At 58.8% G+C, this 18,091-nt stretch carries 16 protein-coding genes and 1 pseudogene; 4 read left to right on the forward strand and 13 right to left on the reverse strand.

Features of this window, described 5'->3' with window-relative positions:
* Positions 1 to 13: 13 nt before the first annotated feature.
* Positions 14 to 658 carry an ECF transporter S component gene (locus BBBR_RS07260; protein ID WP_003830281.1) on the reverse strand — a complete coding sequence of 215 codons (645 nt, stop codon included), beginning with the start codon at positions 656 to 658 and terminating at the stop codon, positions 14 to 16.
* A 133-nt stretch (positions 659 to 791) separates the two neighbouring features.
* Here BBBR_RS07260 and purB point away from each other — a divergent pair, with 133 nt between their 5' ends.
* The 3 genes from purB (at position 792) to BBBR_RS07275 (ending at position 5,284) form a co-directional block, all read left to right on the forward strand.
* Complete coding sequence (purB, locus tag BBBR_RS07265) at positions 792 to 2,228, forward strand: adenylosuccinate lyase (RefSeq protein ID WP_003830280.1); 1,437 nt, start codon at positions 792 to 794, stop codon at positions 2,226 to 2,228.
* Positions 2,229 to 2,300: 72 nt separating this feature from the next.
* Positions 2,301 to 4,865: a lysylphosphatidylglycerol synthase transmembrane domain-containing protein gene (locus BBBR_RS07270; protein ID WP_003830279.1), complete on the forward strand. Its 2,565-nt coding sequence runs from the start codon at positions 2,301 to 2,303 to the stop codon at positions 4,863 to 4,865.
* 137 nt (positions 4,866 to 5,002) lie between these two features.
* Entirely contained in the window at positions 5,003 to 5,284 is a 282-nt protein-coding gene (locus BBBR_RS07275) for an HU family DNA-binding protein (RefSeq protein ID WP_003830278.1), read from the forward strand.
* A gap of 106 nt (positions 5,285 to 5,390) precedes the next feature.
* Here the strand turns inward: BBBR_RS07275 and pafA are convergent, their stop codons facing one another.
* The 10 genes from pafA to BBBR_RS07325 all read right to left on the reverse strand — a co-directional run bounded on the left by pafA (position 5,391) and on the right by BBBR_RS07325 (position 14,727).
* On the reverse strand, positions 5,391 to 6,878 hold the full coding sequence (gene pafA / locus BBBR_RS07280; RefSeq protein ID WP_003830277.1) for a Pup--protein ligase: 1,488 nt from the start codon (positions 6,876 to 6,878) through the stop codon (positions 5,391 to 5,393).
* Positions 6,878 to 7,075 (reverse strand): ubiquitin-like protein Pup, encoded by a 198-nt coding sequence (locus BBBR_RS07285; protein WP_003830276.1) that lies wholly within the window; start codon positions 7,073 to 7,075, stop codon positions 6,878 to 6,880. The genes pafA and BBBR_RS07285 overlap by 1 nt, the downstream gene beginning before the upstream one ends.
* 109 nt (positions 7,076 to 7,184) lie before the next feature.
* A complete protein-coding gene (locus BBBR_RS07290) occupies positions 7,185 to 8,081 on the reverse strand; it encodes an inositol monophosphatase family protein (RefSeq protein WP_014483529.1) in 897 nt (298 codons plus the stop codon).
* Between the two features lie 11 nt (positions 8,082 to 8,092).
* Positions 8,093 to 9,757: a depupylase/deamidase Dop gene (dop, locus tag BBBR_RS07295; RefSeq protein WP_032738314.1), complete on the reverse strand. Its 1,665-nt coding sequence runs from the start codon at positions 9,755 to 9,757 to the stop codon at positions 8,093 to 8,095.
* 111 nt (positions 9,758 to 9,868) lie between these two features.
* Positions 9,869 to 10,585, reverse strand: a complete 717-nt coding sequence (gene alsE, locus BBBR_RS07300; protein WP_014483527.1) for a D-allulose 6-phosphate 3-epimerase — start codon at positions 10,583 to 10,585, stop codon at positions 9,869 to 9,871.
* A 177-nt stretch (positions 10,586 to 10,762) separates the two neighbouring features.
* On the reverse strand, positions 10,763 to 11,881 hold the full coding sequence (locus BBBR_RS07305; RefSeq protein WP_003830272.1) for a PTS fructose transporter subunit IIC: 1,119 nt from the start codon (positions 11,879 to 11,881) through the stop codon (positions 10,763 to 10,765).
* A 51-nt stretch (positions 11,882 to 11,932) separates the two neighbouring features.
* Positions 11,933 to 12,244 carry a PTS fructose transporter subunit IIB gene (locus BBBR_RS07310; protein ID WP_003830271.1) on the reverse strand — a complete coding sequence of 104 codons (312 nt, stop codon included), beginning with the start codon at positions 12,242 to 12,244 and terminating at the stop codon, positions 11,933 to 11,935.
* Positions 12,245 to 12,294: 50 nt separating this feature from the next.
* Positions 12,295 to 12,765: a PTS sugar transporter subunit IIA gene (locus BBBR_RS07315; RefSeq protein WP_003830270.1), complete on the reverse strand. Its 471-nt coding sequence runs from the start codon at positions 12,763 to 12,765 to the stop codon at positions 12,295 to 12,297.
* Positions 12,766 to 12,808: 43 nt separating this feature from the next.
* Entirely contained in the window at positions 12,809 to 13,237 is a 429-nt protein-coding gene (locus BBBR_RS07320) for a PTS sugar transporter subunit IIA (protein ID WP_003830269.1), read from the reverse strand.
* The gene (locus BBBR_RS07325) at positions 13,234 to 14,727 is read right to left on the reverse strand and encodes a BglG family transcription antiterminator (RefSeq protein WP_003830268.1); all 1,494 of its coding nucleotides are present in this window, start codon (positions 14,725 to 14,727) and stop codon (positions 13,234 to 13,236) included. Before BBBR_RS07325 ends, BBBR_RS07320 begins: the two co-directional genes overlap by 4 nt.
* Positions 14,728 to 14,970: 243 nt before the next feature.
* On the opposite strand from BBBR_RS07325, the gene BBBR_RS07330 reads away from it, so the two are divergent.
* Positions 14,971 to 15,684 (forward strand): HAD family hydrolase, encoded by a 714-nt coding sequence (locus BBBR_RS07330; protein ID WP_032738313.1) that lies wholly within the window; start codon positions 14,971 to 14,973, stop codon positions 15,682 to 15,684.
* A 59-nt stretch (positions 15,685 to 15,743) separates the two neighbouring features.
* Here the strand turns inward: BBBR_RS07330 and arc are convergent.
* Both arc and BBBR_RS07340 read right to left on the reverse strand, forming a co-directional pair.
* Positions 15,744 to 17,303: pseudogene (arc, locus tag BBBR_RS07335) on the reverse strand (proteasome ATPase); the annotation flags it as partial.
* Positions 17,304 to 17,371: 68 nt separating this feature from the next.
* Positions 17,372 to 18,067: a DedA family protein gene (locus tag BBBR_RS07340; protein ID WP_003830263.1), complete on the reverse strand. Its 696-nt coding sequence runs from the start codon at positions 18,065 to 18,067 to the stop codon at positions 17,372 to 17,374.
* Between the last annotated feature and the right edge of the window lie 24 nt (positions 18,068 to 18,091).

Below are 18,091 nucleotides of genomic sequence, written 5' to 3' on the forward strand. Positions count from 1 at the left end.
AGTAATCCCCCAGTCAGGCGCGACGCTCGATGAGCGCGCGGCCGGAGGCGAGACGGTCGAGCACGCCGGTTTTGGCGATGGCGAGCATCAGATACCAGGCCATCACGCCGCTGATCAGCACGCCGCCGGTGATTTCCGAAATCATGTGCACGATGCCGCGCGGGCTCACGAACGACACACCCACATAGCGGAACAGCATGAGATAAATGCCGTATTCCAAGGCGACCAACGCACCGGACGCAATGGAAATCGGCAGATTGAACATGCGGTAACGCGTCGCGGCAAATGGAAGCTCGGCAAACACGCCCTGCAGCAACGCCGAAATGATGACGAAGCCCAAATCGAACTGGCTGCCGATCACCGTCTCGACCAGTGTGCCGATAAGGTTCACGTACAATGCCGCACCGGGCTTACGCAGAATCAGCACAGCCAGGGTGCCGGAGAAGTACCAGACGGCGTGCACGATGCTGGCAAAGCCGGGAAGAATCGCACCGAACACCGAGGAGATCGGCATGTAGGCAAAGTTGAAGCCCCAGAAGATTACGCCGCAGGCCGCGCCCAGCGTAGCGCCGACCGCAATGTCCAACGGCTGCCATTTCAGCGACGATACGGCGACTGGACGTTTGGGAAGAGTATGGATATTGACGGTTTCGGGCATGGTAATCTCCTTGCCTTAAGGGCCGCACACAGTAATCGGATCGGGGGGCGTTCCTTGACCTGCGCGGCTCGGGCGGGAACGCCACACCACAGTATAGCCGCTCGGTTCACGGCTGGAAGTACCCTTGGAGGTTATGAAGCTTACCGATATTTCCCCCGCAATCGCATTGACCCCGCTTGACGGCCGCTACCACAAGGCCACCGCTCCGCTCGTTGAATACATGAGCGAACCCGCCCTCAACCGTGAACGTATGCGTGTCGAAGTCGAATGGATGATTCTTCTGGCCAACGGCTTCGAGGGCAACGGCAACCAGCCGATCGTTGACGGCGTCAAACCGTTCACCGAAGCCGAGCAGACCTTCCTGCGTGCCATTCCCGAGGATTTCGGCGCTGAGGGCATCAAGCAGCACGCCGCTCACGAGGCCATCACCCACCACGATGTGAAGGCTGTGGAGTACTACATCGACGACCAGATCGACAAGGCTCCGACCGAGCTGACCAACATCAACGATGAGCTGAAGACCCTCGTGCACTTCGCCTGCACGTCCGAAGACATCAACAACCTCGCCATCGCCCGTTGCGTCAAGAACGCCATGGAGAACGTGTGGACCCCTGAGTTCGAGCGCATCATCGATCACCTTGCCAGCAAGGCCGAAGAGTTCAAGGACATGCCACTGCTCTCCCTCACCCACGGCCAACCGGCAACGCCGACTACGCTCGGCAAGGAGCTCGCCGTCTACGTCTACCGTCTGAACCGCCAGCTCAAGCACCTCGAAAATCAGGAATACCTGGGCAAGATCAATGGTGCGACCGGCACGTTCGGTGCCCATCTGGCCGCCTGCCCGGATGTCGACTGGGTCGCCGTCTCCCGCGAGTTCGTCACCAACCGCATGGGACTGACCTGGAACCCTCTGACCACGCAGATCGAAAGCCACGACTGGCAGGCCGAGCTCTACTCCACCGTCTCCCACGCCAACCGCATCATGCACAACCTGTGCGTGGACGTGTGGATGTACATCTCCCGTGGCGTGTTCGCCCAGGTGCCGGTCAAGGGCGCCACCGGCTCCTCCACCATGCCGCACAAGGTCAACCCGATTCGTTTCGAGAACGCCGAAGCCAACTTCGAGATCTCCTGCTCGCTGCTCGACACCCTCTCAGCCACGCTGGTGGAATCCCGTTGGCAGCGCGATCTGACCGATTCGACCACCCAGCGCAACATCGGTTCCGCACTCGGCTACTCGCTGCTTGCCCTGACCAACCTTATGGGCGGCCTCGAATCCATCCACCCGAACACCCACGTCATCGAGCGTGAGCTTGACGGCAACTGGGAAGTGCTTGGCGAGCCGATTCAGACCGCTATGCGCGCTTGCGAGCTCAGGGGTCTGCCGGGCATGGACAAGCCGTACGAGAAAGTCAAGGAGCTCATGCGCGGTCACACCATCAACAAGGAGCAGGTCGAACAGTTCATCGACCAGCAGTCCTTCGACCCGGAAACCGCCGCTCGTTTGAAGGCTCTGACCCCCGCCACCTACACCGGCGTGGCCAGCCAGCTTGTCGCCTTCGATCGCTGAGCCCGGCTCACCCCGCACACTCCAACACCATCGAACTGAACCGAACAAGGACAGGCGTCAGGTAGCTATTTCATGACCACTGAACAGGATCAGTCCACTACGGAAGATCGCCCGAGCGAGGCATCTTCCTTCACCTCCGACCGGCCGATTGCCTCTGGCGACGGCCGGTCGGCCGATTATCCCGTCGAACAGTCGGACTCTTCCATGAATAGCTCCGGCAAAGGCTCTGGACCCTATATCGACGACATCGCCCCACGCCGCACCCGCGATTTTGGCGATCTGACCCGCGCCGGGCTGTCGTTGCTCATGGCAGCGGTGGTCATGGTGTTTGCCGTATACCTTGGCGGCATGACCCGCGGCGTCGAATCCGACGCCCATACCGCAGCCACAGCCATTAATTGGTTGGCTGATTTTCCCTCAACCGTACTTACCCAGCTAGCCACCATCGTCATCGTGGTAATCGTGCTGGCGCAATTGCTGATAGCCCGGGAATGGCTGCAGGCCGCGGTCTCTGCCTTGGCTATGTTTGCCGGCTATGGTGTGGCGGCCGCCATATCCATACTGATTAGTGGATTGCATGATTACACGCTGGCACTGGCTTTGGTCTCTGCCGCCACTTCCTTCGGGTCGGCTCTGCTGCCCAGCATCTATGGTGGCATGGCGGCTTTCCTGACTGCGGCAGGCCCTCGTCGAACCCGCTCCACGGTCAAGTGGGGATGGAATATTCTGTACGCCACCGCCGCAGTGATGGTCGTCCTCTCCTGGCACTCCGTAACCGGCATGCTGGTTTCCATGGCAGCCGGCCGTGCGATGGGCATGCTTATCCGTTTTCTTATCGGCACGCAAAACAAAGGCGTGTGGGGCGATGAGCTTGTTGCCACATTGCACAGCATCGGTCTGGATACGGCATCGCTGATTCGCCATCAGGAGTTGGACGACGGCAAGGGCAAATCCTTGGCCGCCACATTGGACGACGATCTGACCGAGGGATCGCGCATTTATGATCTCGAGACCACGGATAATCGCCGTTTCATCGTCTCCGTCATAGACGCGCAGACGCATACCGCCGGCTATCTCAAACAGCTGTGGGACTGGGCCCGATTCACCAGCGTGTCCATTCGCCGAGACCGTTCCGTGCGAGACGCCGTCCAGCATCATTTCGCCATGCTGCTGGGATTACACAGCATCAATCTACCGGCTCCGATCGTATATGGCATCGCCGATACCGATGAGTCCGCCATTCTGGTGCTGGATGCGCATACCATCGAAATGCCCGCCAATCTCAATACCCTGACCAAGGCCGATGCCGTGGCGTATATGCGCTACTTGTCCGTGGCGAATCGCAGAGGTTACACGCACCGCCGCATCACCCCCGATACGCTTGCCCGACTCGAGGACGGCACCGCAGTAATTGCCGGTTGGCTCAACGGCGACAACGCCTCCGCCTCGGCCAACACCGCACTGGATAAGGTGCAGCTGCTCACACTGTTCGCTGCGCTGATCGGCGTGGAGCCGACGATTGAAGCGGCCCGGGAGACTTGGGGCGACGCCACGCTGACCTCCCTCGTGCCATTCATCCAAAAAGTCGCGGTGCCCTCCCCCACACGCGCACTGGACACTTGGGATAAGCAGCTGCTCACAGCATTGAGAAGCCGTATCAACGCCATGGCCGATGAAGACGTTGTGGAATCCACCGAACCGGCGACGCTTGCCCGATTCTCCTGGCGCTCGATGCTGACCATGCTGCTGGTCATCGTTGCCGTAGTGGTGGTGTTCACACAGCTCAATCCCGAAGAAATTATCACTGCGCTGTCCAACGCCAGCCCGTTGATGGCGGTGGTCACGCTGCTCTTCGGTGTTTGCGGATGGATTGGATCGTCGATTTCGCTGGGGTCCTTGATAGATCGTGATAAGCGCGATAATACGGGCGTGTTCATGAGTCAGGTGGCGGGTGGATTCGCCACTGTCTCAATGCCTGCAGGCGTGGGGCCCTCGTTCGTCAATCTGCAATTCCTGCGCAAATCGGGATATCGGAACACCCAGGCCACTGCGATTATGAGTGCGGTGCTGGTGGTGTATTACGCCGTCTACTTCTCCATGCTGGTGCTGATTGGCCTGTTCACCGGGCGCAGCACGTTCTCCGGTTCGATTCCGACCAATACCCTGGTCATTGTGCTGGGAGCAGTGGTCGTGGTGATTTCCGTGGCGATGATGATTCCTCCGCTACGACATCTGGTGACACGCCGTCTGGTACCTCTGGCCAAGACCTATATCAACCAGTTGCTGGACGTACTTTCCCAGCCTCGTCAACTGACCATCAGCTGCCTGGGCGCATTGTTCCAAAACGTGACAACCGGCTTGGCATTCTGGTCGGCGTTGCAGGCTTTTGGCCATACTTCCAACCCCATAGAGACGACTTTCGTGTTCATGCTGGCATACGCACTCGGTTCCGCCGTTCCCACCCCCGGCGGCCTGGGCGGTGTGGAAGCCGCATTGACATTCGCATTCGTGGCGGTCGGCGTGCCACAGGGCGTGGCATTGTCTGCCACACTGCTGCATCGTGTGGTGTTCTACTGGCTGAGAATCCCCCTCGGAGCAGCTGCCATGAAGTGGCTGGACAAGCACAATCTCGTCTGATTTTTGCCCTTGCCCTCCCCTCGAAAAAAACACATAAATCCTATATAAAATGCGGGTTTTCGCAGTCACATGCGCTATTATCATTGATTGAACGGGCAAAGCAACAAATGCCGCCCCCTGACCAAGAAGGATGCTTTATGGCATACAACAAGTCTGATCTCGTTTCCAAGATCGCCCAGAAGTCCAACCTGACCAAGGCTCAGGCCGAAGCTGCCGTCAACGCTTTCCAGGACGTGTTCGTCGAGGCAATGAAGTCCGGCGAAGGCCTGAAGCTCACCGGTCTCTTCTCCGCTGAGCGCGTCAAGCGCGCTGCTCGCACCGGCCGCAACCCGCGCACCGGTGAGACCATCAACATTCCGGCTTCCTACGGCGTTCGCATCTCCGCCGGCTCCCTGCTGAAGAAGGCCGTCACCGAGTGACCTGCCGCTAGCAGCGAGAGTCTCGTAGAGTGACAACGAGATAGCAAGAACCCCGACCATTGTGGTCGGGGTTCTTTGTGTATTGCGACGCAGATTAGGGGGCTATTTAAACCTGCACAGGCTCATCAGAACCATTCGGAAGCACTCCCATCAACTGTGTGAATTCTTCGGTCGGCTCGGATTCGAATGGGTCGAGAAGCACGGCTTCGCGGCGTTCGGGAGCCGCCACGGTTAAGTGGGTCCAGTCTGCGGAGAACTGGGCTCCGGCGGCAAGCGCTGCCCTGACGAATTGACCACGCAGGGCTGCACGAGTGTCGGTAGGCGGATTGTGCACGGCGATTGCCACGTCATTGCTCGTCAAGAGTTCGCGCAGCTGGTTGCGAGAGGTCAGTGAACCATACAGGCGGCCATTGGCGATGTCGTGGTAATCGAGCTCAAGCTGTTCCAACTGGGCGAAGGTGACATCCGGTCGACGGTTCCTGAGTGCGTCGAATAGACGCTTCTTGGCAGCCCAGTCCACACGGTCGGCGAGCGCATCGTATTCACCGTGGTCCAGTGCGTCCAGAGCACGGTGCCACTCCCCCATGACGGTCTTGATTCCCGTCACCGGCAGCGAGCCGACCAAGGCATCATCATGATTCGTGATAAAGGCTTCGACCGCTGCATAATACCGGCGCTGCAAATCCAATGCAGTCACGGATTCGCCCGATTCAAGCGCCAGCTCGGCATGTGAGTTGTCCGGGAACCGGCTGACGGCACGGTTGGCAGCCGCAGGGTCAGCAAAGGCATAGTCCTCGAATCCAGAAGGAACTTCATTGCGGAAGGCATCTTCAATCACGCACAGCACGAGGTGCGTCACGGCAAGCTTCATCCATGTGGCCCATTGCGAACGGTTCGAGTCGCCGATGATCACATGCAGCCGACGGAAGGAGTCGGGGTCGGCGTGCGGTTCGTCGCGCGTGTTGACCATCGGACGGGAACGCGTGGTGGCCGAGGAGACGGCTTCGTCCAGGAAGTCCGCACGTTGGGTGATTTGGAAGCCGTCCGGAGTCATGCGGCCGGCGCCGGTGAACAGTTGACGGGTGATGAGGAACGGCAGCAGCTGGTGCTCGATGGTCTCCAACGGCACAAAACGGCGGACCAGATAGTTCTCGTGGCAACCGAAAGCGTGACCGGCGGAGTCGACGTTGTTCTTGAACACGTGAATCATGGCGCGCTCGCCGTGAGTCTCACGCAGTTTGCGCTGCGCCTTCAAAGCCAGATTGCGCATGACCTGTTCGCCGGCGAGATCCTGAGCCAGAGCCTCGCGCGGATCTCGTGCCTCGGCGGTGGCGTATTCGGGGTGGGATCCGACATCCAGATACAGGCGTGAGCCATTATCCAGATAGGTGTTGGTGGAACGTGAGCGGGACACGACCGGCTGGAACATGATCATGGCCACCTGGCCGGCGTCCACCGGCTTGCTGGCACCGGTCACGGACACTCCGTATTCGGTTTCCACGCCGAAAATACGGCAGAACCCGTCCATCTCAGCGGATGGCACGGGTTCCGAAGCATGCAGGGAGCGGGTGCCGCTGTCACGCAGCTGAGGCATCACTCGCCACCTTTTTGCACGAAGCTGTTGACGTATTCCTCGGCATTGGTTTCCAAAGTGGATTCGATGTCGTTGAGAATGTCGTCGAGTACGTCGGACTGGTCCTCAGCTTGGATGTCTGGCTGCACGGAAGCGAGCGTCTCATCTTCCTGAGCCGCCGACTGCTGGGCTTGCGACTGTTCAAATTGTTGTGGCATGTTGCCTTCTTTTGTGAATTGATTCGATTTGAGGGCTCCCCTCAGTCTCGCTTCGCGAGCCAGCTCCCCTCAGAGAGGGGAGCCAAGGATCCCAAGACAGATCAAGTATTTATCGCTGGTTGATGGAATCGGGCCAGGGGTATCGCTGCAGGTATTGCCGCAGTTCGCGAATGATCAGGCCGTTGGAGGCCACTACGTCATTGTCGTGACGCCAGTGGATGCGTTCGCCGTCCCATCGGCTCAGCGTACCCTGGGCCTCCCACACCACCACGGTTCCTGCGGCGATGGCCGCGATGTCCCACACGTGCAGCATGGGTTCAAAGTAGGCATCATACGTACCGTCCGCAACCTTGCACAAGTCAAGCGAGGCGGGACCGACACGCTTGATATCGGCCGGCTGTCCCGCAAGAGCGGATGCGACATCAAGGGCACGCTGAGATTCGCTGGGGATGAAGGACATGCCATAGCTCAGCACGGAACCGTCCAGCGAGGAGGTCATCGAGGGAACGACTTTGTCGCGCTTTTCACCGACAGCAGTCTTATGAATACGCACGGCTCCCGCTCCCCTGGCGGCCAAATAGGTCAAGCCCAAGGCCGGCGCATGCACCACACCGATAATGGGCTTGGGCTCATTATCCGGTCCGAACTCAAAGAGAGCCGCTGTCAGGGTCCATTCGCTCATGCGGCGCACATAGTTGATGACACCGTCGATTTTGCCGATGTACCAATAGCGCTGACCAGGGCGGCTTTCAGCGGGGCGTGTGGTCCAGAACCCGTCGAAATGGGCGATGTCGGCAAGTCTGGAACTCATGAAACGCAGAATCTTGCTGTCGGTCTCCAGCCTATAGCGAGGGCCGTGTTCGCCATCGTCCGTACTGGGCAGGGCGAGATTGCGTGGGTTGAGCTGATCGTGAAGGGCGTGCTGGCCGGCTTCCTCAAGCAATCCGGCGACCTTGAGCGCCAGGTTGCGCAGGTCCTGTGGGGTCTCTTCGCGTGTTTCTTCCATAGTCATCAAGTTTACCGTTCGCCATTGATGGCCAATGCCTTCAACAGATCGATGGCGTGTTCGGCTGCGTTGAGCTTTGCTTCGCAACGTGCTTTGCCATAGGCGAGCGGATCGGAGATGTCCAAGGAGAACAAGTGATAATCGGGCGCGGCCATATGCCCCGCATTGCCGTAGAACTCGGTCGCCTCTCCGGCATCGACCGCGTTAGGGTCTCGTGCGGTCAGGCGAGACCAACTGACGGCTGCCACTTCGGCACCAAAGCGCTCCACCAATTTGGCCCTCAGCCATGCGCGGGTATTTTCAGGAGGCTCTGTGGTGGCACGTGCGAGGTCGGCTGCGGCGTTTACCCGCTCGGTACGCGGTTCAAGCTTGGCAAACACGCTATCCCGAGAATCGAGGGCGGCCCACTTCAAATCGATGACCTTCAGACGAGAATCGTCCCAACCGTTGGCGGCATCGGGGGTTGCCGCTCCGGTGATCTTTCGGCGCAACTTTTCCAACAGTTGCCATTTGAGCAGCCATTCAACACGACTGGCCTCGCCGGTCATGGTAAGACGCTGATCGGCGTCGGCATGACGGATGGCGACGCAATCGGCAAGCGCCTGCCCCCACATCGCCATGACGGAAGTGGTGGACTTGTCCGGCCATGCGGGTTCCCCAGAGGTGTCCGTGCCGTCAATCAGCGCAGCGACCTGGTAAACGGCTTGCCTCAGCTTGAGCTGAATCAGCCAGGCGGTGGTCTCACCGCCATTGGCCAGCGGCAGTGCAGCGTCTAACGTGAGGTCATGTGAGACGATGTGCATGGCTTCCACCGGATCGGCCAGCTCAAGTTCGTCAAGAAAAGCGTTGAGATCAAAGCCGGCCTCATCAGCATGCTCGAGCAGCCACAGCAGCATGCTCGTAGTGCCAAGCTTCAACACTTGCGGCACATCCATGCGGTTGGCATCGCCAACGATGACATGCAGGCGGCGATACTCGTCGGTGGCGTGCGATTCGTCGCGCGTGTTGATAATCGGCCGTTCAAAAGTGGTCTGCAATCCGACCTTGGCGTGGATATAGTCGGCACGCTGGCTCAGTTGATAACCGGGCATCTCACTGCGCTCGCCGATTCCCACGCGACCGGAACCGGCGTATATCTGGCGTGTGACGAAGTGCAGAGTCATCAGGCGAGTGACCTGATCGAAGGGAACCGCACGGGCCATCATATAGTTCTCGTGCGTGCCCCAGCAGGAGCCTTTGCCGTCCACGTTGTTGCGATGTAGTTCGATAGGCGTGCCGGTCTGACTGCTGGCCCGCTCGGTGGCGGCTTGCATGATGAGATCGCCAGCATAATCGTAGAGGACGGCCTCGAATGGGTCAGTCGTTTCCGGTGCGGAATATTCGGGGTGCGCATGGTCGACGTAGACACGGCCGCCGTTGGGGGCGATCACGTTGGTGATATTCAGTTGCGGTGCATCGGTGAGCATGTCAGGGCGTGCCGCAGCGCGTTCAAGGCGGGTGCCACGCGCATCGTTGACCGGATCTTCCTGCCGGTAATCCCATCGGATGTTCTTGCTATGGCTGTCTGCCGCACCGTTGACCACATCGAAAGACAGTTGCACCGGGTTATAACGACCGGCTCCGCTCAGCGACACCGCATATTCGGTTTCGGTGCCCATCACACGCTTCACACTCATGGATTCCATAATAGACGTGGCTCCCGGCCTTGCCTGAGCAAAGACGGGAGCCACGAGGTTAGGAATGGGTCATATACGACTGATTATGCGCGTGCCTTTTCGCACGCTGCGTCACTTGGCGGTGGTGTACAGTCCGTTGTCGAACTGGAAGCCGGTGCATTCCTCGTATTCGGAGACCATCTGGTTCCAAGAGGATTCGATGTTGTCGGTCAGGCCGAACAGACCGGAGCGGCCGATGACGTAAACATCCGGGTTCGCATCGGAAATCATCTTCCAGTGCGCCTTGTTGGTGGAGCCGTCCATCTCAATCTCGTAGTTGTAGCCCTTCTCCTCGCGCAGAGCACGCAGTTCGACGATCTTGTCAAGCGTCGACTCGAGGAAGCGCTGGCCAGCGAAACCGGGGTCGATGGTCATGATCGTGATCTTGTCGAGCAGATCGATGTACGGCTTGATGACATCGATTGAGGTCTCCGGGTTGAGCACAGCGCCAGCCTTAAGACCGGCAGCGTGGATCTTGTCGATCATAGAGAAAGCCACACCGTTGGCCACCTCGGAGGGGAAGCAGATGTAGTCGCACTTGACCTCGATGAGACGATCGACCCAGAAGGGGGCGTCCATCACCATCATGTGGGCGCTCATCGGCACATCGGAGATCTTGCGTACCTGTTCCACGAACCAGGGAGAGAGGGTGATGTTCGGCACGAAGTGACCGTCCATCACATCGATGTGGAAGGAGTTGACCTTGTCATTGAGGAAAGTAATCTGCTCCTTGAATTGATCGAGATCCATGGTCATCAGGGACGGTGAAAGCTGAATCTTGCGAGTCATTACTGCGCTTCTTTCTTGAGTAATACGGGATATTTCCAGGTTTTTGGGCATAAGAAACCGCGCGCCGGTGCCACAGACCTTGTGATTCCGGTTGGCCGGCGCGCGGCCTTACTCTGTTGTGATGATTGCGGTCAGTTACTGACCGATATAACGGTGTCCGCTATCTCGCGATGCCAATCACATGACCTTGATGTCGTCGAGGTCGAGCTCCTCTTCCTCGGCGGAGGAGGACTGCACGGCATCGAGCTGATCGGCGGGGATGTCCTTCTTGATCAGTGCGTAGACCACGCCGGTGACGACCACGTTGGCGGCGATGGCCAGCAGGCCGACCCACCAGTTGGAGCCCATGGTCGGCAGCATGAGGAAGCCACCGAACGGAATCGTTGCGCCTTCGCCGTTGGCAAGGGACATCAGGATTGCACCTTCAACGCAACCGCCGAGGCCAGCAGCCACGATGCCACGCACCAGGTCGTTCATCACAATCGGGATGGTGCCTTCGACGATGTTGACCACGCCCATCGGCATGGAGGACTTCAGGGTCTCGACCTCTTCGCGGGTGTAGATGTTCTTGCGCAGCAGCTTGGCGACAAGGAATGCGAAGCCGAAGCCGATCGGGGTGGCGGTGTTGGTCAGCTGCAGAGCGGTGACGGCGCCGTTGAGGCCTTCAGCCTGCAGGGTCAGGGCGAATGCGAACGCGGTCTTGTTGATCGGGCCGCCGAAATCGACGATGGACAGGGTACCGATCACAGCACCGAAGATGAGGTTGGAGGCACCGGACATGGACTGCAGCAGGTTGGTCAGCCAGCTGGTGAACCAGGAGACCGGGGTGCCGATGATGTAGACCATGATCAGACCGGAGCTCAGTGATGCTAGGAACGGCACGATCAGAGTAGGCATCAGGCCCTTGGCCCAGCTCGGAACCTTCACGAGCTTGATGACGGCCACGGCGATCCAGCCGGCGACATAACCACCGATGATGCCGCCGATGAAACCGGCGGAGATGGAGTTGGCCGCGAGACCCACCACAAAGCCCGGTGCGATACCCGGCTTACCGGCGATGGAGAAGGCGATGCCGGTGGCGATGATGACCGGCAGCATGCCCAGGGCCTTGCCACCGAGGGTGGCGAGCGCTTCCAGGAAGTTGAACTTGCCCATCACAAGCGAGTCCTGGCTGGTACCGCCGAAGGCCATACCGATGGCAATGACGAAACCGGCACCGCACACGATTGGAATCATGTACGAGATTGCGGTAAGCAGGTGCCCCTTAAAATTGGCAGCCTTCCAGAAATTCTTCATTGAAATTCCTCCTTGTTTTCTTATCTCTATTGCTATAAGCGCGGAAAGCGATTACTTTTCGGCGATTTCGTGAAGCTTGGCGATGAGCTTGTTCGGAGCCTTGATCGCGGTCTCGGTGGAGACCTTGACGACCTTCTTGCCGGCAAAGCGCTCTTCGTTGGCGATCTTGATATCGATGGCGAGAATCACAATGTCCGCGTCGGCGATGTCCTGGGCGGTCAGCTCGTTCTCGACGCCGATGGTGCCCTGGGTCTCGATCTTGACCTCATCACCCGCGGCCTTGGCGGCATCTTCGAGCTTCTGCTGGGCCATGTAGGTGTGCGCAATGCCAACGGTGCAGGCGCTCACTCCGACGATCTTCATGATGTACTCCTTTGTTGTGTTTATTGGTTGCTATTGGTTCGAGAAACGGTTCAGTCTTGGAACGCGGCGATGACCTCGTCGGCATCCTTGGCTTTAAGCAGCGCGTCAACGACTTGCTGCTGGGCCATCTTGCGGGCGAACATCGAGAGCAGCTTCAGATGATCGTTCGCGCCATCGCCGGAGGCACCGACGGTGAACATGACCACCAGCTTGGCGCCGGTGTCATCCAAGGATTCCCACTCGATCTCATGATCGAGAATCGCGATGGCGACGCCGTTGCGGGTCACAGTCTCGCTACGGCCGTGAGGGATGGCAATGTGATTGCCGATGCCGGTGGCGCCTTCCTCCTCGCGCTTGTGCAGTGCATCGAGGAAGTCATCGACGGAAGAAACGTATCCTTGTTCAAACAAGCGCTCGGCGAGCGTGCGGAACACATCTTCCTTGGTCTCGACCTTGACGTCAGTGAGAATCGTGTTGCGATCGAGAACGTCGTTGAGGGTAAGGGTTGCGGTGTCTGCCACTGTGGTTCCTTTCTCCTAGTTGTTGAAAAAAATCGTTTGGTTCCTATTGGAAAATCTGGGTTACTGACTCTTGGCTGCCGGTACTGAACACGTTCAGCACCGCATCGTCGGCCAGTGAGGTGAAGAAGCGTTTCACGGCTTCCCCATCGTCCGCGCTCGGCTGTTCGGGCACCACGGTGAACACGAACCGATCCACTGCCGCGCCTTCACTCCAATCGAGAAGCGGTTCGGCGAGTTTGACGTAGACGAACGCGCCTTCAGTAACCGCCGGGCATGTGGCGTGCGGAATCGCTGTGTTGGTGGCAATAAGCGTATTGCCCAAATCTTCGCGGGCCACAAGGGCTTCGACCAGCGCGTCTTGCTCGCCGAATGACACCACGCCTTGCTGGGCAAGAGACTCAGCCACGCTGGAGATAAGCGTGTGCTTGTCGTTGGCGGCCAATGCCGGCTCCCATACCATGAGTCGTTTCATCGTCCCATCGCCTCCCTGCGGATGCGGTTGGCTTCCTGTTCGAGACGGTCCTGATCCTCGGTGGTGAGCATCGCGGACACCACCAACGTGGGCGCTGCGACTTCATCCGGCAGGCGGACGGTGGAAACGACCAGATCGATATCCGAGTATTTGGCGAGCGTTTGTGCCAGATTGCGCGACGACACCGTTTCCACAATGTTGAACCCGGAAAAGCGCTTGGCGATCTTGGCCTGCAATAGCTGCGCGGTGCCCAGGCCCGTTGTGCATACCAGTAGCAGGTTGAGCGGCATCGGAGCACGCTCCACGGCCTGCGCGAAATGCACGGTGATGAAACCAAGCTCCTCATCGTCGATGCGGGCAAGCCCATGGCGGCGCTCCAGCTCGCGGCAGGCATCGCTCACCTTGCTGAACAGGTACGGGTATTCAAGCTTGATTTGCTCGAGCAGATTGTTGGCCACACGAATGTTGTTGCGCAAGCGGTTCATCAGCGGCTTCATATGCAGCGACAGGTGAGCGAACAGCGCCTGCTTGTCGATGGTGCGGAAGGCCGGGTCTTCGGCGACATGATCGATGAGTTCATAAGTCAACTCGCGCACGTCATCGGGGATCTCGTGCGGGTCGAGCTGAGCGAAGTCGATGCGCGAGGAAGTGAGGTACTGGTACAGGTAGTAGACCTCGATACGCGGCAGTGCGGAGCCGAGGTAGACGTCGAAGTTGCCGATGACCTTCTCGCAGACCTGCGTGATCTCCTGATGGTGCTCCATCAGCGCTTCGTCAGCGTTGCCCTGCTCGCCTTCGTCGATCAATGCCCCGACGCCGCGGAAACGTTCGATGAGAATGTACAGGTGGGTGAACAGGTTCACGCTGTACGGGTAAGGAACCTGTGCGTGGGTGAGGTCCTCGATGAGGTCAAGCTGGTGAGAGACGAATGCCACGTCACGCTGCTGCACCGTATGGTCAGCGTGCATGAACTGACCGTTGGCGATGTCATCATCGGTGACCAGCAGGCTGGCCATCGCACGACGGATGTCGGTTTCGGTACCGGACACCCAAATGACATCGGCGCTGCGGGCAAGATCCAAATCGAACTTGGCAAGCATGCTACGCAAGGTGCGCACATCCACCGCGATAGCGGATTCGCTGATGTAGAACTTGCCCCACAGATCATTGATGCGGTACTGCTGCGGAGCGGTGATGAGCAGACGCTTGATGATCTCGTCGCGGCGTTCCACCGAGCTCAGCACACCGGGCTTGCCGGCTTCCGCGTTGAGGTCTCGCTGGGCGAAGTAATTGGAGGAGTTGAGGCGATAGCCGCGACCGCGCTGCGATTCGATGATCATGCCATTCGTGGACTGTTCGTTGACATGCTTGACGATACGTGACACGGTTTTGGTCGACACGCCAAGTACCGCGGACAGCTCCGTTCCGGGAACGAAATCACGGCGGTTCAACAGGTAGTTGAGCAGTGATTTATTGTAGCCAGTCGCCATTGCCTTGCCTCCTTGACATATTCCAATGTAAGGGGAACACGGAGGCGGACTGCCGTTCTACGGACAAACTGTTGTCCGTTGTCTACGGACACTGCCTCCTGTCCGTAGACAACGGACATCAGACCATCAGCCGCTCCGAGTAGCGCTGCCGCACGAACCTAATATGAGAGTTGAGGGCGGTTTTCCGCCTTTGCACCTGATGCCTGTTCAATAGGTCTCATGAATCTCATGAAAGGAAACACGATGAAGGGTTGGCCTGGAGAATCGGAGCTGAATATACCGTTCAATGAAGTGATCGCCTATGACTCCGCTGCGGCTCATGCCAGGCAGCCGATCGCCAACGTCATCTTTGATTTCGGCAATGTACTCGTCGATTGGGATCCGCAGGCGCTGTTCATGCCGCGCTACAGCGAGAAGCGTATCGAGGATTTTCTCGACAATGACATATCCGGCTTTTACGACGCCTGCGACAGGATGGATGCGGGAGCCAGCCCGGCCGAGGGCATTGCGTGGATACGTGAGACTCATGGTGAACGCTGGGCTGAGATGCTTGCCTACTATTTCGATAATTTCTTGGACTCACTTACCGGCACCATTCCCGGCATGCGCGTACTGGTGCATGACATCAAGACCGCCGGCCTTGGTGTATGGGGATTGTCGAATTGGCAACGGGAGACCATTGGCGAGGCCGAGAACGCCTATGAGATTCTGCGCATGCTGAATGGACGCGTCATTTCCAGTGAGGTCCATATGCGCAAGCCCGATACGGCCATCTATATGAAAGCGTTGGAGTCCTTTGGCATTGATGCCGAGACAACCGTGTTTGTTGACGACAGGGCGTCCAATGTGATCGGCGCGAACCGTGCGGGGATTCGCTGCATCCGTTTCCACGACGAGCGCGGGCTGCGAGAGACGCTTATCGATGCCGGAGTGCCGATTCCGGCGGTCGCCGAATAGGTATGCGCTCATTCCGTTGTGCGGCTGACTTATGGCTATGACGCAGCCGCACGGCTGATTCAACACCCTACTGCACGGATTGCAGTGACTCGTCCAGCGTCGAAACCATTGACACGCGCCCATTGCACCGGATCGGCGTCAAGCAGCGAATCGCGAGTCTCAGCAAACTCATCTTCGACCGCACGGCCAAGCAGCGTGGCATCAAGAGCCACATCCTTGCCTGATGCAATCGATGCTTTAACCGCGTGGGTCTTCGCACGGTCAACGATATTCTTGAGGCTCGCGCCGGAAACCACGTCGGCCAGGAACAGCGCATTCCACGTGCCGCGCTCGTCACGCACGTCAGCGAGATGCCGGCGCTCGGAACGTGTATAGATATCTCGCACAAGTACGCGGGAGAGCGCATCGGCATCCAGACCCTGTTCCAGCGGCAGGTCATCAGTCAGGTAATGACGCACGATGGAGGCGGCTGCCTCGCCGGAAGGCCGGTCTATACGAATCTTCACGTCAAGACGGCCCGGGCGCAGCACGGCGGGATCGATCATGTCCACGCGATTGGATGCGCCAATCACCATCACATTATCGAGCGATTCCACGCCGTCGAGTTCGGAAAGGAACTGTGGCACGATGGTGGTTTCCACGTCGGAGGATACACCGGAGCCGCGGGTTCTCAGCAGCGAGTCCATCTCGTCGATGAATACGACCACCAGCTTGCCTTCGGCGGCGCGTTCGCGGGCGCGTTGAAAAATCAAACGAATCAGACGCTCGGATTCACCGACGTACTTGTTGAGCAGTTCAGGCCCTTTGACGGACAGAAATACGCCTTTGACCTGCTGCTCTCTGCCGTTGATAGAGCCATCGCCATCCATGTCACAGCCGCCTTCGCACAAGGCATTGGCCACGGCTTTGGCAATCATCGTTTTGCCATTGCCGGGAGGCCCGTAGAGCAATACGCCCTTCGGCGGCTTCAAATCATAGCGCTCAAATAGCGCGCGATGCTGGAACGGCAGCTGCACGGCATCCCTGATGCGGACGATCTCGCTGTCCAAACCGCCGATGTCGGCAAAGGTGACGTCTGGAGTCTCTTCCAACACCAGATCCCGGTCACTCTCATTGGGCAGCAGTTCGATGGCGAGACGCACGGACGGATCGACGATAATGCGATCGCCTTGACTGATGGCGGTCAAACTGAGTGCGCTGGAACGACGCACCAACACGGGATTGCCGGAAGCATCGACAACGATCAGACGTCCGTCATCGAGTATTTGCTTGACTACGCGAATCTGGCCCACAGTGTCGGCATCGCGCTGTTCGACCAGCACGAGCTTCTCGTTGAGCACAACAGTGGAACCAGCGGCGAGACGAGACGCGTTGACGTTCGCGGCCACGGGCACGACTATGCGTCGAGTACCGGAAATCACCTCTGCGCTGGCATGCTGTACGCCGTTCTCATCGGTGTGGGTCGAATCGATTTTGACCATCGTGGCGAAGGTGAGCGGCGGCTGTGCGAGTTGCGCCAGCTGCGATTTGGCTTTGGTGAGCTCTTTGCCGGCACGGTTCAGAGCTTCGGCGAGCGCATGGTTCTTGGCCATAAGCCGGTCGTTCAGCTCGGCAAGATTTTCGGCTTCTCCCATATATGCCTTCACTCCCCTATCGGAACCATCCGAACCCTTATGCGGGCTTGGCGTTATTCGCCATGCTGTGCTTTCCTGTTACGCACCACAGTACGCACTTTTTTCACCGCGAACCATACGATGACCACAACCACGGCCACGATGACCACGTCTTCGAACACACCGAGCGCACCTTGAATCGAGCACCATTGGTCTCCGAGCAGATAACCTGCGGACACCAAGATGGTGTTCCATACGGCCGATCCGAGCAGGGTCCAGCCGGTGAACTGCAGGAAATTCATACGGTTGAAGCCGGCGGGAATGGAAATCAGCGAGCGCACCACGGGAATCACGCGGCCGATGAGCACCGACCATGTGCCGTACCTGGTGAACCAATCGTTGGCCTTGCTCACATCCTTGCGGCTGACGCCTGGAATCTTGTCCGCCGCACGGTTGATGCGATGCAAGCCCACCCAACGGGAAATGCCATACAGCGTCCATGCACCCAGCAAAGAGCCAATGGTGGCCCAGATGATCGCGCCGGGCAGACTCAGCGTGCCGCGGGCCGCGGTGAAGCCTGCGAGCGGCAGAATCACTTCGGAAGGGATGGGCGGGAACACCGATTCGAGGGCGATGGCCAGAGCCACGCCGACGCCGCCGATGGTTTCCATCAGGGTGATGAGCCATTCAGTGATGGTGCCGATCAGGCCGCCTTCGGACGTGGTGCAGATGGGTGTGGGGTTAGCCGCGAGTGCAGTGGCAAGCTCCATAGAAAAACTCATAGAGGGCATTGT

Origin of the sequence: Bifidobacterium breve DSM 20213 = JCM 1192 (genome assembly GCF_001025175.1) — a bacterium.
GTDB lineage: Bacteria > Actinomycetota > Actinomycetes > Actinomycetales > Bifidobacteriaceae > Bifidobacterium > Bifidobacterium breve.